The sequence below is a fragment of the Streptomyces sp. WAC04114 genome, assembly GCF_019733245.1.
In the GTDB taxonomy this organism is placed as follows: domain Bacteria; phylum Actinomycetota; class Actinomycetes; order Streptomycetales; family Streptomycetaceae; genus Streptomyces; species Streptomyces massasporeus_A.
On sequence record NZ_JAIGQA010000110.1, the window covers coordinates 1 to 14665 of the forward strand.

General features: G+C 71.9%; 14 protein-coding genes and 1 pseudogene. 6 read left to right on the top strand and 9 right to left on the bottom strand.

What is annotated here, in order from left to right; all coding sequences use genetic code 11:
- Both K4G64_RS25150 and K4G64_RS25155 read right to left on the bottom strand, forming a co-directional pair.
- Positions 1-447: pseudogene (locus K4G64_RS25150) on the bottom strand (hypothetical protein); the annotation flags it as partial.
- Positions 444-1043, bottom strand: a complete 600-nt coding sequence (locus K4G64_RS25155; protein WP_221758275.1) for a SigE family RNA polymerase sigma factor — start codon at positions 1041-1043, stop codon at positions 444-446. The pseudogene K4G64_RS25150 and the gene K4G64_RS25155, both read right to left, overlap by 4 nt.
- 269 nt (positions 1044-1312) lie before the next feature.
- Here K4G64_RS25155 and K4G64_RS25160 point away from each other — a divergent pair, with 269 nt between their 5' ends.
- Positions 1313-2770, top strand: coding sequence for an NCS2 family permease (locus K4G64_RS25160; RefSeq protein WP_221758276.1), 1458 nt, complete (start codon positions 1313-1315; stop codon positions 2768-2770).
- 108 nt (positions 2771-2878) lie between these two features.
- Here K4G64_RS25160 and K4G64_RS25165 read toward each other — a convergent pair whose 3' ends face one another.
- From K4G64_RS25165 to K4G64_RS25190, 6 genes are all read right to left on the bottom strand, one after another.
- Entirely contained in the window at positions 2879-4333 is a 1455-nt protein-coding gene (locus K4G64_RS25165) for a penicillin-binding protein 2 (protein WP_221758277.1), read from the bottom strand.
- 75 nt (positions 4334-4408) lie between these two features.
- A complete protein-coding gene (locus K4G64_RS25170; RefSeq protein WP_221758278.1) occupies positions 4409-5071 on the bottom strand; it encodes a response regulator transcription factor in 663 nt (220 codons plus the stop codon).
- Positions 5072-5105: 34 nt separating this feature from the next.
- Entirely contained in the window at positions 5106-6467 is a 1362-nt protein-coding gene (locus tag K4G64_RS25175) for a histidine kinase (RefSeq protein WP_221758279.1), read from the bottom strand.
- Positions 6464-7465, bottom strand: a complete 1002-nt coding sequence (locus K4G64_RS25180) for a hypothetical protein (RefSeq protein ID WP_221758280.1) — start codon at positions 7463-7465, stop codon at positions 6464-6466. The genes K4G64_RS25175 and K4G64_RS25180 overlap by 4 nt, the downstream gene beginning before the upstream one ends.
- 88 nt (positions 7466-7553) lie before the next feature.
- Positions 7554-8027, bottom strand: coding sequence for a GNAT family N-acetyltransferase (locus tag K4G64_RS25185; protein WP_221758281.1), 474 nt, complete (start codon positions 8025-8027; stop codon positions 7554-7556).
- Between the two features lie 3 nt (positions 8028-8030).
- Positions 8031-8804 (bottom strand): IclR family transcriptional regulator, encoded by a 774-nt coding sequence (locus tag K4G64_RS25190; RefSeq protein ID WP_030852502.1) that lies wholly within the window; start codon positions 8802-8804, stop codon positions 8031-8033.
- A 132-nt stretch (positions 8805-8936) separates the two neighbouring features.
- Here K4G64_RS25190 and K4G64_RS25195 point away from each other — a divergent pair, with 132 nt between their 5' ends.
- From K4G64_RS25195 to K4G64_RS25215, 5 genes are all read left to right on the top strand, one after another.
- Positions 8937-10466, top strand: a complete 1530-nt coding sequence (locus K4G64_RS25195) for an aldehyde dehydrogenase (NADP(+)) (RefSeq protein ID WP_221758282.1) — start codon at positions 8937-8939, stop codon at positions 10464-10466.
- Between the two features lie 98 nt (positions 10467-10564).
- Entirely contained in the window at positions 10565-11173 is a 609-nt protein-coding gene (locus K4G64_RS25200) for a DUF1349 domain-containing protein (RefSeq protein ID WP_221758283.1), read from the top strand.
- A gap of 46 nt (positions 11174-11219) precedes the next feature.
- Entirely contained in the window at positions 11220-11714 is a 495-nt protein-coding gene (locus K4G64_RS25205) for a GNAT family N-acetyltransferase (protein WP_221758284.1), read from the top strand.
- Positions 11715-11789: 75 nt separating this feature from the next.
- Positions 11790-12506, top strand: a complete 717-nt coding sequence (locus tag K4G64_RS25210; protein ID WP_221758285.1) for a DsbA family oxidoreductase — start codon at positions 11790-11792, stop codon at positions 12504-12506.
- A 96-nt stretch (positions 12507-12602) separates the two neighbouring features.
- On the top strand, positions 12603-13655 hold the full coding sequence (locus tag K4G64_RS25215) for an aminotransferase class V-fold PLP-dependent enzyme (protein WP_221758286.1): 1053 nt from the start codon (positions 12603-12605) through the stop codon (positions 13653-13655).
- 97 nt (positions 13656-13752) lie between these two features.
- Here the strand turns inward: K4G64_RS25215 and thpD are convergent, their stop codons facing one another.
- On the bottom strand, positions 13753-14661 hold the full coding sequence (thpD, locus tag K4G64_RS25220; protein WP_221758287.1) for an ectoine hydroxylase: 909 nt from the start codon (positions 14659-14661) through the stop codon (positions 13753-13755).
- Between the last annotated feature and the right edge of the window lie 4 nt (positions 14662-14665).

A 14665-nucleotide genomic window follows, 5' to 3' on the forward strand; every position in this document is an offset into this window, starting at 1 on the left:
GGTCGCCCGAGCGCCGCGAGTCCGGCCCGCCGCCGTCGAGGAAGCCGAGCGCCCCGGCCACCGAGCGGCCGCCCGCCGCCACCGAGGACGGTCCGCTCCGGTCGGACGGCTCGTCGCCTCCGGGGACGGGGTGGGGGTCGGTGACGTCGCGACCTCCCGCTGCCGCGGGGCGGCCTCGTCCTGCACCGCGGACGCCACCGCGTAACCGCCCACCGCCAGCACACCGGCGACCGCGGCCGTCGCACCGGCCACCCGCATCCAGCCGAACACCGGCGCACGCGTGGCCCCGTGGCCGGAGGCGACCGGACCGGCCATGCCGCGCTCGACCCGGGCCAGCATGCGCTCCCGGTCGGGCTCGTGTGCCCCGGCCGCCTCGTGCAGTCGCGAACGCACCTCCTCGTGCAGTCGCGAACGCACCTCCTCATGCACGCCCCGCCGCATGCTCATCGGCCCCTCCCTCCGCCCTCGCCGGTGGGCACGCGCTCCACGGCGGGCGAGCAGCGAGGAGTGCCCAGCGCCGCGTGCATCCGCTGCGGCACCCCCTGCGTCCCCAGCAGCCGCTGGAGTTCGGCCATTCCCTTGGAGGTCTGGCTCTTCACCGTACCGACCGACACCCCCAGCGCCAGCGCCGTGTCCTTCTCCGACAGATCGAACGCGTGCCGCAGCACCACGCAGGCCCGCTTGCGGAACGGCAGCCTGCGCAACGCCTCCCGCACGTCGACCACACCCGCGACGTCCGGGTTCTCGGTGTTCTCCTCGCGCTGCGACCAGAACAAGGCGATGCGCCGCCGCTCGCGCACCGCGCTGCGGATGCGGGTCCGGGCCAGGTTGGCGACGACACCGCGTGCATACGCGGCCGGACGGTCGGCCGCGCGCACCCGGTCCCAGCGGTGCCACAGCGCCAGCAACGCGTCCGCCGCCAGATCGTCGGCGGTGTCCGCCTCGCCCGTCAACAGATGGGCGAGGCGCGACAGTTCGGCGTAGTGGCGCTCGAAGAAGGCGTGGAACTCCACGGAGGCGGCGTCGTCGACGACTGTGCCCACGGGCGACCTCTCCTCGCAGTGGCTACGGGCGCACCCGGCCGGAGCACCCTGCGGCTGTCATGTAGATGACATGTGATCATCCGGGGGAGGCCCGGACGAGATCGGGAAGCGTAGCAGCGATCGTCGGATGGTTCGTACGGAGCTTCGAACGTCGTATGGCAGGCCGGACTTCGATTTCGTAACACGAAGAACACCTGAACGTGGTTCAACGCGACGAAAATCCAGCCAGCACCCGCACCCGATCACCCCGGCATCAAGGAGCACGCGCCATGTCCGAATCGCAGAAGGTGGCCGACCGGTCCGACGCCGCGCCACCGGCGCCGAACAGCGTCGACCGGTTCTTCAAGATCTCCGAGCGGGGGTCCACCTTCGGCCGTGAGATACGCGGCGGCTTCGCCACGTTCTTCACGATGGCCTACATCCTTGTCCTGAATCCCATCATCCTGGGCAGCGCGAAGGACAAGTTCGGGCACCAGCTGGACGCCGTCCAGCTCACCACCGCCACCGCCCTGGTGGCCGCGGTCATGACGATCATCATGGGCGTCGGCGGCAACCTGCCCCTGGCGCTCGCCGCCGGACTCGGCCTGAACGCCGTCGTCGCTTTCCAGATCGCCCCACTGATGAGCTGGGACGACGCGATGGGCCTGATCGTCCTCGAAGGCCTGCTGATCTGCGTGCTGGTGGTGACCGGTCTGCGCGAGGCCGTCATGCACGCCATACCCCAGCCGCTCAAGCAGGCGATCAGCGTCGGCATCGGCCTGTTCATCGCCTTCATCGGCTTCGTCGACGCCGGGTTCGTCAGCCGCATCCCGGACGCCGCCAACACCACCGTCCCCGTTCAGCTGGGCGGCACCGGCACCCTCGCAGGCTGGCCGATGCTCGTCTTCTGCCTCGGCGTGCTGCTGACGATCGGACTGCTCGCCCGCAAGGTCAAGGGCGCCATCCTGATCAGCATCGTCACCATGACCGCGCTGGCGATCGTGATCAACTCCCTCGCCGACATCAAGTCCTGGGGCCTGACCACGCCTTCCTGGCCGGACAACCTCGTCGACGCCCCCGACTTCGGCCTCATCGGCGACTTCGACCTGTTCGGCGCCTTCAGCGCACCCGGCGTCGGCGTCATCACCGTCGTCCTGCTGATCTTCACGCTGATCCTGTCCGACTTCTTCGACACCATGGGCACGGTCGTCGGCATCAGCGCCGAGGCCGGTCTGCTCGACGAGGAGGGCAAGGTCCCGAACCTGGGCCGGGTGCTGCTCATCGACGGTGCCGCCGCGGTCGCGGGCGGCGCGGCCTCCGCCTCCTCGGCGACCTCGTACATCGAGTCCGCGGCCGGTGTCGGCGAGGGCTCGCGCACCGGCTTCTCCAACCTCGTCACCGGCGGCCTGTTCGGCCTCGCGCTGTTCCTGACCCCGCTGCTCACCATCGTCCCGCTGCAGGCGGCCGCCCCCGCCCTGGTCGCCGTCGGCTTCCTGATGATGACCCAGGTCAAGCACATCGACTGGGACCGCTACGACATCGCCATCCCCGCGTTCCTCACCATCGCCGTGATGCCGTTCACCTACTCCATCACCAACGGCATCGGGGCCGGCTTCCTCGCCTACGTCGTCATCAAGACCGTCCTCGGCAAGGCCAAGGAGATCCACTGGCTGCTGTGGGGGACCTCGGCGCTGTTCCTCGTGTACTTCGCCATCGACCCGATCGAGCAGCTGCTGGGCGCGAAGTGACGCCGGGTGCGCGCTGACACGAGGACGGGCCGCCCCCCGGGGGGAAGGGGGCGGCCCGTCTCTTCTGTACAGACGGCTTATCGGCGGCGGAGGTTCAGTGGCAGGGGTTCAGTCCTTCAGGGCCGCCTGCATCATGGCCCTGGCGACCGGCGCCGCCAGGCCGTTGCCGCTGACCTCCGAGCGGGCCGCGTCCGACTGCTCCACCATGACCGCCACGGCGACCTCCTTGCCCGACGAGCCGGACTTTCCGTACGAGGTGAACCAGGCGTACGGCACCTGGCTGTTGTTCTCGCCGTGCTGGGCCGTGCCCGTCTTGCCGCCCACGGTCGCGCCCGGGACCCTGGCGTTGGTGCCCGTGCCCTTGTCGACGACCGTCTCCATCGCCGACCGCAACTGCTCGGCGGTCGAGGAGCTGACGATCTCCTTCGTGCCCGCGTCGTCGTAGTCCTCCAGCACGTCACCGCCGCTGTTGGTGATCTGCGAGACCATGTGCGGCGACACCAGCTTGCCGCCGTTGGCGATGGCCGCCGACACCATGGCCATCTGCAGCGGGGTGGCGGTGACGTCGAACTGGCCGATGCCCGTCAGGGCCGTCTGCGACGGGTCCATGTCCGACGGGTACACGCTCGTGTAGGCCCGGACCGGCACGTCCAGCTTGTCGTCGTTGAAGCCGAACTTCTCGGCCATCTCCTTCACCTTGTCCTGGCCCAGCTTCACGGCCATCTTGGCGAAGACGTTGTTGCACGAGTACTCCAGCGCCGTGCGGATGGTCGCGTTCGTGCAGGGCGCGTTCGGGTTCTCGTTCGTCAGGTCCCGGCTGGTGCCCGGCAGCGTGTACGGGTCCGGGCTGTCCGTTCTCTCGTCCACCGACGAGTACAGCCCGTCCTCCAGCGCGGCCGCCGCCACGACCAGCTTGAACGTCGAACCGGGTGGCAGCGGCTGCCGCAGCGCACGGTTGACCAGCGGCTTCTCGGGGTCCGAGGTGAGCTTCTGCCAGGCCGTCCCCGCGGTGTTGGCGTCGGTCAGCGAGGAGGGGTTGTACGACGGCGTCGACACGACCGCGAGGATCTTCCCGGTCTTCGGGTCGAGGGCGACGGCACCGCCCTTCTTGTCGCCGAGCGCCTCGTAGGCGGCCTTCTGCACGTCTGGGTCGATGGTCGTGACCACGTTGCCCGGCTCGGCCCGCTGGTTGGTGAGCGTGTCCATCACGGACTTCAGCCGGCTGTCCGTGCCGTTGAGCAGGTCGGTGTAGATGCCCTCCAGCTGGGTCGGGGCGTACGCCTGCGACGCGTACCCCGTCACCGCCGCGTACAGCGCGCCGTCGGTGTACGTCCGCTTGTACGTGAGGTCGCTCTTCTTCGTCGGCGCCGAACCGGTCACCGACCGGCCGCCCACGATGATGTTCCCGAGCGGCGCCGAGTACGTCTCGATCGCGTTCCGCCGGTTGTCCTTGTCGTCTGCCAGCGCCCGGCCGTCGTAGAACTGCACCCAGGTCGCCCTGACCAGCAGAGCGAGCACCAGGAGCAGCGAGAAGACCGAAGCGCGCCTGATCGTCTTGTTCATCGCGAACTGGAGGACGAGCCACGCCGGGCGGATCGTTCCCGTCCGTCCTGGTTTCTCATCCGGCGGGGCGGATTCTCATCCGCCGTTCAGAAAGCCGGCCTCGTACGCGGCGATCACCGCCTGCGTACGGTCCCGGGTGCCGGTCTTGGCCAGGACCGCCGCGACGTGGGACTTCACCGTGGCCGGGCCGACCTCCATCAGACGGGCGATCTCCGCGTTGGTCAGCCCCCGCGCCATGTGCCGCAGCACCTCCCCCTCGCGTCCCGTGAGCTTCGCCACCCACGCGGGCGGCGCCGGTTGCGCGCGGGCGTGCTCGGTCGCCAGGGTGCGCACGGCCGCCGGGAACAGCAGGCTGTCGCTGCGCGCCACCAGCCGGACCGCCTGCACCAGCGCGTCGGCGTCCGCCCGCTTCAGCAGGAACCCGGCGGCTCCGGCCCGCAGCGCGTCGTACACGTAGGAGTCGTTCTCGAACGTCGTCACCACGACGATCCGCGGCGGATCGTCCAGCGTGGCGAGGATCTGCTCGGTGGCGCGGATCCCGTCGGTCTCCGGCATCCGCACGTCCATGAGGACCACGTCCGGCCGCAGCTCCCGGACGACCGACACCGCCTCGGCACCGGTGGCGGCCTCGCCCACCACGTCCAGGTCGGGCTCGGCGGAGAGGATGGCGCGCAGCGCGGTGCGCACCATGCGCTCGTCGTCGGCGAGGACGACACGGATCGGGGCCGGGCGGTTCATACGGGTTCCTTCAACGGGATCGGGACCGGCGGGATCATGCGGGGCCTCTCATCGGCAGGCGTGCGTGGAGCCGCCAGGTGTGTGCCGGGGTGCCGCCCGGCAGCGGTGCCGCGGTCGGACCGGCCGTCGGGGTGCCGCCGCCCGGCCGGGGTGCCGCCGTGTCTCCGGCCGCCGTCGCGCTCGGACCCGCCGTCGCGGTCGGTCCCGCCGTCGCCGTGCCGCCCAGCAGTCTGGCCCGGTCCGCGATGCCCCGCAGTCCGTGGCCGCCGCCGGTGCGGGAGGGCGCGGGGCCGGTGACCGGGTTCTCCACGGTGATCTCCAGCTCCCCGTCCGCCACCGCGATCCGCACGTCCACGGCCGCCCGCTCCCCGGCGTGCTTGAGGGCGTTGCTCAGCCCCTCCTGCACGATGCGGTAGGCCTCCCGGGACAGCAGTGGGGGCAGGGCCTCCGGGTCGGCGTCCACAGTGGCGCTCACCCGCTGTCCGCCCGCCCGGGTACGCCGCAGCAGCCCGTCGAGGTCGGCGGCGAGGGTCGGCGCCGGAGCCGTGCCGGGGGCGTCGCCCTCGCGCAACACGCCCAGTACGGCGTCGAGTTCACCGACCGTGCGCCGGGTCGTGTCCTCGATCGCGGCGAGGGCCTCGCGGACGAACTCCGGGTCGGTGTCGAGGACCCGGCGGGCCGCGCTCGCCTGGAGCGTGACCGCGCTCAGGGCGTGGCCGACGGAGTCGTGCAGCTCCCGCGCCAGCCGGTTGCGCACGGCCAGGTCGGCCGCGCGGGCCTCGGCGGCGGCGAGCCGCTCCCGGGGCGTGGGACCGAGCAGCAGGGGCGCCCAGCGGGCCAGCAACGCACCGCAGCCGGCCGCGCAGCCGGCGAGAGCCACGAGCGAGAGCGCCCCCGCGACCGGGGCGAGCGCCAACGCCCAGGCGCGGTCGAAGACTTCGGGCAGCCCGAGCCGGGCGCCGAGCAGCCCCGAGAGGACCGGCAGCACGATCAGCGTGACGGCGAACGGCGGCAGCGCCAGTGACATCCCCGCGATGATCCCGCCGAACCCGAGATGCAGCGTGAACCAGGCGGCCGTCCGGCCCCTCTCGCCCCGCGTGCGGGCGGGCCCGGGGGCGAGCCGGCCGGGGTCCACCCCGCACAGCCAGCGCACCGCGGCCGACTCCAGCGGCCGGGTCAGCGGGAACAGCGAGGTGACGGCCGCGAGCGGCAGTCCCAAGGCGAACGAGGCGAGTTGGAGGGGGAGGGAGCGGAAGACGTCCGAGGAGCCGGTGACCGGGCCGACGACCACCGACCCGACCAGGACGTACGGCATGGCCAGCGCCCCGCCGAGGATCAGATGGATCCACCGCAGCCGCGCCCGCCGGCCGAACAGCGACCGGGCGACGGTGCTCACGCCGCTCGCCGCGCGGCCGCGGCCGAGCGCTCGGCGAAGTGGTGGACGCCGATGGCGGCGACGAGGAGGCCGACGAGCATCTGGCCAGCGTAGGCGAGGTTCATCAGCGGCGTGGCGCGGTCGGAGAGGTCCGCCGGGCCGCCGAGGGAGGCCAGCGACAGCCACCCGCCCCAGCAGGCCACGGCCCCCGAGCCGACCCAGACGAGCGAGAGCGGCACCGACACCGGCAGGGCCCGGCCGCGCCGGAATGCCAGCAGCACGGCCCCGGTGACCGCCGCGAGCAGGAACACGACGTACAGGGCCTCCAGGACGTAGAACTCACCGCCCCGGTCCGCGGCCCGGCCCTCGCTGAGACCGGCGGAGCCACCGCAGGCCCACAGGGCGTGGAGGGTGAGCGGCAGCAGGGCGAGCACGGCGGCGCCCACGGCGAGGGCCCGGTGGGCCGGTCCGACGGCACCGACGGGCAGGTCCCACACCCGCCCGCGCCACACGTGCCCCCAGCGGCCCCGCGCGTAGAGCACGAAGAGGCCGCCGAGGGCGAGACCCTGGGCGATGAACCCCGTGTACACGACGGCGAACACCCACTCGTCCAGGAAGGCCTCCCGGCCCGCCGACGAGGCACCGCCCCCGCCGAACGCCCTCACCACCAACTGCGCCGGGAACCCGGCCATGATCGGCGCGAGCAGCCCGGTCGCCACCCACACGGGGAACGCGAGCAGCCACGCGGGCACCCGCAGCCCCCACGGCCGGGTCAGCACCAGCGCCAGCACGATCACCGCGCTGTCCAGCAGGATCGACAGGCCGTTGATCACGGCCATGGTGAGGCGGTCGTCGAGCAGTGAACTGCCGTCGGGTATTCCGATGTGACTCCCGGCTATCCAGGCGGTCTTGAGGGCGAGGTACGGGACACAGGAGACGACGGCGACGGCACGGAGGACCCTCCGGGTGCGGCCGGGGCCGACGATGGGGCGGGCGGCGGGAGCGAGCGACTGCGTCATGCGATCAGGCTCCCGCGCGGCGGACCCCCGGCACCTCCTGCCCGGCGACGATCCTCCTCCGCCGGGCGGGGGAGAGGCCCTCGGCGTCTCAGTCCTCCAGGATGAGCACCGTCTCGTCGATCTCGGCGCCCCGGGCCGGGGCGTACCCGCGGGCCGCCGCCGTCACCAGGAACCCGCACTTCTCCAGCACGCGCAGCGACCCCGTGTTGTCCGACGCCGCCCGCGCGTACAGCGGGCGCTCGGGCACCTCGGTGAGCAGCGCGCGCAGCGCCTGCGTGGCGATGCCCTTGCCCCAGTACGCGCGATCGACCCAGTACGTCACCTCGCGCTCACCCGGCACCCCGTACACCCCCGCGCTGCCGACCACGTCCCCGTCGGCCAGGACCGTACGGACGACGACATCGGGCGAGGAGCGCATCCGGGACCAGCGGGTGTCGAAGGCGGACCGGTCGGCCGGATCCTCCGGGGTGAAGGCCGCCATGCTCAGGGACTCGGGGTCGTTCATCTGCCGGAAGAAGACCGGCAGATCGCTGTCGTGGACCGGGCGCAGCTCGACGTTCATGCCTCAGAGCCTACGGGTGGCCAGTGTCAGCCGGTCCCGCGCGTCGAAGAGAGCGTCCTTGACCAGCTGTTCGTGCGCCGGGGTCAGCCGCGCCACCGGCACCGAGCAGCTGATCGCGTCGCGCGCCGGGGTGCGGTACGGGATCGCGACGCCGAAGCAGCGCAGCCCCAGCGTGTTCTCCTCGCGGTCCACCGCGAAGCCCTGGTCCCGTACCTGGCGCAGCTCCTCGATGAGCTTCTCCCGGTCGGTGATCGTGTGCTCGGTCAGCGCGGGCAGCGTCTCCGGGAGCATCTTGCGCACCTGCTCGTCCGAGTACGTGCTCAGCAGCGCCTTGCCGAGGGACGTGGAGTGCGCGGGCAGCCGGCGGCCGACCCGGGTGAAGGGACGCAGGTAGTGCTGGGACTGGCGGGTGGCCAGATAGACGACGTTCGTGCCGTCGAGGCGGGCGAGGTGGATCGTCTCGGTCGTGTCGTCGGAGAGCCGGTCCAGGGTCGGGCGGGCCGCCGCGACGACCTCGTCACCGTCGATGTACGACGTGCCCACCAGCAGGGCCCGCACGCCGATGCCGTACCGCGTGCCCGTCGCGTCCGTCTCCACCCAGCCCAGTTCGACCAGGGTGCGCAGCAACATGTAGAGGCTGGACTTGGGATACCCCACGGCCTCCTGGACCGCCGCGAGGGAGTGCATGCCGGGGCGTCCGGCGAAGTATTCGAGCAGTTCAACCGTTCGTACCGCGGACTTGACCTGCGCCCCGCCGCCCGTCTCGCCAGCCGACATCGCCCTTGACCCCTTCGTTGGACGGGAAATAGTCTCCACAACGTATTCATCATCAGAGACAGCGTTCAGTATATCGAACGTCCCTGGTGGATGACCCAGTACTGCGGCATTACATGTGTGGAGGGACCCGCGGTGGCAGCAGCACCAGTCTGGAGTGTCGACCCCCGAACCGGGAAGCAGCGCGAACAGGTTGCGGTGGAGGCCACAGCCCAGGAGGTGGACGCCACCGTCCGCGCCGCGCACGAGGCACGCGGCGCCCTCGCCGACCGCGCGGTCCGCGCGGCCTTCCTGCGCACCGCCGCCGACGAGCTGCAGGCGGCCAAGGACTCTCTCGTCGAGACCGCCGACGCCGAGACCGCGCTCGGTCCGGTCCGGCTGACCGGCGAGCTCGCCCGCACCTGCTACCAGCTGCGCGCCTTCGCGGACATCGTCGACGAGGGCGCCTTCCTCGACGTCGTCATCAACCACCCCGACGACACCGCGACCCCGCCCATCCCCGACCTGCGCCGCTACAAGGTGGCGCTGGGCGTCGTCGCCGTCTACTCCGCGTCGAACTTCCCCTTCGCCTTCTCGGTCGCCGGCGGCGACACCGCGAGCGCCCTCGCGGCCGGCTGCCCGGTCGTCGTCAAGTCCCACCCGGACCACCCGGCCCTGTCCGAGTACGTCGCCAAGGTGCTGCGACGCGCCGCCGCCCGGCACGACATCCCCGAGGGCGTCGTGGGCCTCGTCCACGGCTTCGAGGCGGGCGTCGAGCTGATCAAGCACCCGCTGGTCGCGGCGGCCGGCTTCACCGGCTCCGTGCGCGGTGGCCGCGCCCTCTTCGACGCGGCGGCGGCCCGTCCCGTCCCGATCCCCTTCCACGGCGAGCTGGGCTCCCTCAACCCGGTCGTCGTCACCGAGGCCGCGGCTGCCGAGCGGGCCGAGGCGATCGGTGCCGGGCTCGCCGGTTCGATGACGCTGGGCGTCGGCCAGTTCTGTGTGAAGCCGGGGCTCGTCCTCGCGCCGGCCGGTGCCGCGGGCGACGCCCTGCTGAAGTCCCTGACGGACGCCGTCAGCGACACGGACGCCGGGGTTCTGCTCGACCACCGCATGCGCGACAACTTCGTGGCCGGCGTCGCCGAGCGGGCCGCGCTGCCCGACGTCGACTCCCCGGTCACCCCCGGCGCGGGCGGCGAGCACACCGTCAGCGCGGGATTCCTCACGGTGCCGGCGAGCAGGCTGGCGACGGAGGGCGAGCACGACCTGCTCCTGGAGGAGTGCTTCGGGCCGGTCACCGTGGTGGCCCGCTACGAGGACGAGGACGAGGTCAAGGCCGTGCTGTCGCGCCTGCCGGGGAACCTCACGGCGACGGTGCAGCTGTCCGAGGAGGAGGCCGCCGGCGAGGGTCGCGGCGCGGAGATCCTCGCGGAGCTGACGCCGCTGGCGGGGCGTGTGCTGGTCAATGGCTGGCCGACGGGTGTGGCCGTCGCGCCGGCTCAGCACCACGGTGGGCCGTACCCGGCCACGACGTCGACGTCCACGTCGGTGGGCGGGACGGCGATCGAGCGGTGGATGCGGCCTGTTGTGTATCAGAACGCGCCGGAGGCGTTGCTGCCGCAGGAGTTGCGGGACGAGAACCCCTTGGGACTGCCTCGTAGGTTCAACGGGCGATTGGAGCGTTAGCGCCGTGGGGGTGCGGTGATCTGCGGTCTGCCGGTTCGTTGTGGCTGATCGCGCAGTTCCCCGCGCCCCTTGGGGGCGGAGCTGAAAGACTCGGTCGAATGGATCTGGAAATTCCCGAACTTCCCTTCGGTCTGCGTACGTATGGACCCGACGGCCATTGGTCCTATGAGGACGGCGTGCTCACCGGGTGGGCCGGGCCCAGGCAGGACCGGTTCGTGCCGCCCACCGGGGAGGGGCTGGACCCCGCTTCCGACGCGCCCCGGTTGCTCGGGGCGCCCGAAGGGGACTTCCAGCTGATCGCCAAGGTCACCGTCGGGTTCGGCGCGGCCTTCGACGCCGGGGTGCTCTACGTGCACGTGGGGGAGCGGGACTGGGCCAAGCTGTGCCTGGAGTACTCCCCTGACGTCCCCACCGTCTGCACGGTGGTCACCCGGGGGCACTCCGACGACGCCAACTCCTTCACCGTGGACGGCAGTTCCGTCTGGCTCCGGATCAGCCGCACCGGCCGCGCCTTCGCCTTCCACGCCTCCCGTGACGGCGAACGCTGGACCTTCGTCCGCCTCTTCACCCTCGGCGACGAGAAGGAGACCGGCGCGGCCCTGGTCGGCTTCATGACCCAGTCCCCGATGGGGGAGGGCTGTGTGGTGACGTACGACCACATCGAGTTCAGGCCGAGCTGGCCGGACGACCTGCGCGACGGCAGCTGAAGGGCGGCCGGGAACCGCACCCCGGCCCGCTCTCGTCCTCCGTTTCATGATCAGCAACCGAGTGGTTCCCGGCCGTGTGATCCGTACCGTCCTGCCCGCCGAGGTGGCGGACGTCGTCGCGCTGCACGCGCGGGCCCGGGCGACGTACTACCCCGGCGGGGTGCCGCAGGACGGCACCGACTGGACCGAGACCTGGCGCGGCGCCCTCACCCGGCCGGACGGACGGGTGCTGTGCGTCGTCGAGGCGGGGCGCATCGTCGGCCTGGCCTCCTTCCGCGCGCCGGAGGGCGCCCCGGGGGACACGGTGAAGCTGTTCCAGTTCCACGTCGACCCCGGCCACTGGCGCGCCGGCGTCGGCACCGCGCTGCACGCGGCCTGTGTGGAGGAGTGGCGGGCGGACGGCAGGCGGACGGCCGTGCTCGACGTGCACGTCGACAACCTGCGGGCGCAGGCGTTCTACCGGCGGCAGGGGTGGGTCCCGGAGCCGGCCGGGCCGGAGGACCACCACCTGCTGATGCGTCTCGCCCTGCCCGGGGAATGAAGTCCGCTGCTTGAACGTTCATCCACTCGGCGGAGGGAGCCTCCGTACCCCGTACGACCTGGAGAGAGCCGAGACATGCGCGTCGAGATCTGGAGCGACATCGCCTGCCCCTGGTGCTATGTGGGCAAGGCCCGCTTCGACAAGGCGCTGCGGGACTTCCCGTACCGCGACGAGGTCGAGGTCGTGCACCGCTCCTTCGAGCTGGACCCCGGCCGCGCCAAGGACGACATCCAGCCCGTGATCACGATGCTCACCAAGAAGTACGGGATGAGCCCCGCGCAGGCCGAGGCAGGCGAGGACAACCTCGGCGCCCAGGCCTCGGCGGAGGGCCTCGACTACCGCACCCGGGGCCGCGACCACGGCAGCACCTTCGACATGCACCGCCTGCTGCACTTCGCCAAGGAGCAGGGCCGCCAGGAGCAGCTGCTCGACCTGCTCTACCGGGCCAACTTCGCCGAGGAGCGGTCCGTCTTCAACGACGACGAGCGGCTGGTGGAGCTCGCCTCGGCCGCCGGTCTCGACCCGGAGGCCGTGCGCGCGGTGCTCGCCGACCCGGGGGCGTACGCCGACGAGGTCCGTGCCGACGAGCGCGAGGCCGCACAGCTCGGCGCGAACGGCGTGCCCTTCTTCGTCCTCGACCGGAAGTACGGCGTCTCCGGTGCCCAGCCCGCCGAGGTCTTCGCCCGGGCCCTCACCCAGGCGTACGGCGAGCCCTCGCCCCTGACGATCGTCGACGGCGGCGACGACGCGGACGCCTGCGGCCCGGACGGCTGTGCCGTGCCCCAGCACTGAAACGCCCAGGTCGGAGCGCACCCATAAGCGCTCCTTAGCGGCATCACGCAGAAATCGGCAATGGACGGGGAGATCCCGGGGACGCAGAGTGGTCCCATGGAGACCTTCGAGAACCTCGTCCGTGCCGAGTTCACCCCGAAGCACACCTACCTCAACACCGCGAGCAACGGGCTCCTGCCCGCCCGGACCGTCGGCGCCGTGCAGGCGGCGGTGCGGATGCGTGCCGAGGGCACGCCCCTGGGTCCCCTGTACGAGGACGTGGAGGCCGCCCGCGCGTCCTTCGCCCGGCTGGCCGGCGTTCCGGCCGAACGCGTCGCGACCGGGGCCTCGGTCGCCGAGTACGGCGGGCTGATCGCCGCCTCGCTGCCCGCGGGGGCCGAAGTTCTCACGGCGGAGGGCGACTTCTCCTCGCTGGTGAACCCGTTCCACACGCGCGGCGACCTCAAGGTGCGCGCCGTGCCGCTGGAGCGGCTCGCCGAGTCCGTCCGCCCGGACACCGCGCTGGTCGCGGTCAGCGCCGCGCAGTCCGCCGACGGCCGCCTCGCCGACCTGCCGGCCGCGCGCGCGGCGGCCCGGGCCCACGGCGCCCGTACCTACGTCGACGCCTCGCAGTCGGCCGGCTGGCTGCCGATGGAGGCCGACGCGGACGACTTCCTCGCCGCCGTCGGATTCAAGTGGCTGCTGGGCCCGCACGGGGCCTCGTTCTTCGTCGCCCCGCGGGACTTCGGCGGGCTCACGCCGCTGCTCGCGGGCTGGGTCGCCGGGGAACGACCCTGGGACAGCTGCTACGGCCCCGTCGAGGAACTCGCCCACTCCGCACGGCGGTTCGACGTCAGCCCGGCCCTCTGCACCTACGCCGGGCTGCGTGCCTCACTGGAGCTGCTGGAGGAGATCGGCGTCGACGCCGTGCACGCCCACGACGTCGGCCTCGCGGACCGGTTCCGTGCCGGGCTCGCCGGGCTGGGCCACGAGCCGGTGCCCGCGCCGGGCTCGGCGATCGTGTCGGTGCCCGGGCTCGGCCACCGGCAGGGCGAGCTGAGCCGGGCGGGCATCGAGGTCTCCGACCGGGCCGGGAACCTGCGGGCGGCGTTCCATCTCTACAACACCACGGCGGACGTCGACCGGCTCCTGGACGCCTTGCAGGCATGAGAAAACCGGATGGGGCCTCCCGTCCCACACGAGGAGGCCCCACCCGGCAGCTCTGTCACACGGCCGTCTTACCGCACCGGTTCAACACTGACCGGCGTCACCGCACCGGCGTGAAGTCCCGCGCGCCAATGAACTCCGGCCGCCGAACCGGCGCCGCGAAGGGTTCCACCGCCGTGTTCTCCACACTGTTGAACACGATGAACACGTTGCTGCGCGGGAACGGCGTGATGTTGTCGCCGGAACCATGCATGGCGTTGCAGTCGAACCAGGTCGCCGAACCGGCCTTGCCCGTGAACAACTTGATGCCGTGCTGCGTGGCCATCTGGGTCAGCGCCTCGTCCGACGGCGTGCCCGCGTCCTGCATCTGCAGCGACTTCTTGTAGTTGTCCTTCGGCGTCTCACCCGCACACCCGAGGAACGTCTTGTGCGACCCCGGCATGATCATGAGTCCGCCGTTGGTGTCGAAGTTCTCGGTCAGCGCGATCGAGACCGACACCGTGCGCATCCGCGGCAGACCGTCCTCGGCGTGCCACGTCTCGAAGTCCGAGTGCCAGTAGAAGCCACTGGCGCCGAACCCCGGCTTGACGTTGATCCGCGACTGGTGGACGTACACGTCCGAGCCGAGGATCTGCCGCGCCCGTCCGACGACCCGCTCGTCGCGGACCAGCCGGGCGAACACCTCGCTGATCTTGTGCACCTCGAAGACCGTGCGGATCTCCTTGGACTTCGGCTCGACGATCGACCGCTCGTCGGCCCGCATGTCAGGGTCGTGCACCAGCCGGTTCAGCTCGTTGCGGTAGACCGCGACCTCGTCCTCGGTGATGAGCTCGTCGATGGCCAGGAAGCCGTCGCGCTCGAAGGACAGCAGGTCCGCCGGGGCGACCGGCCCGGGGGCGTCGGGTGCGCCCCAGACGACCGGGTCCTGGCGCGGGGTCAGTGCCTCGGTGGCACCGCGACTGGGGTAGAGGTCGGGGATACCGGTGGTGGTGTCGGTGGTGGCGGTCATGGAA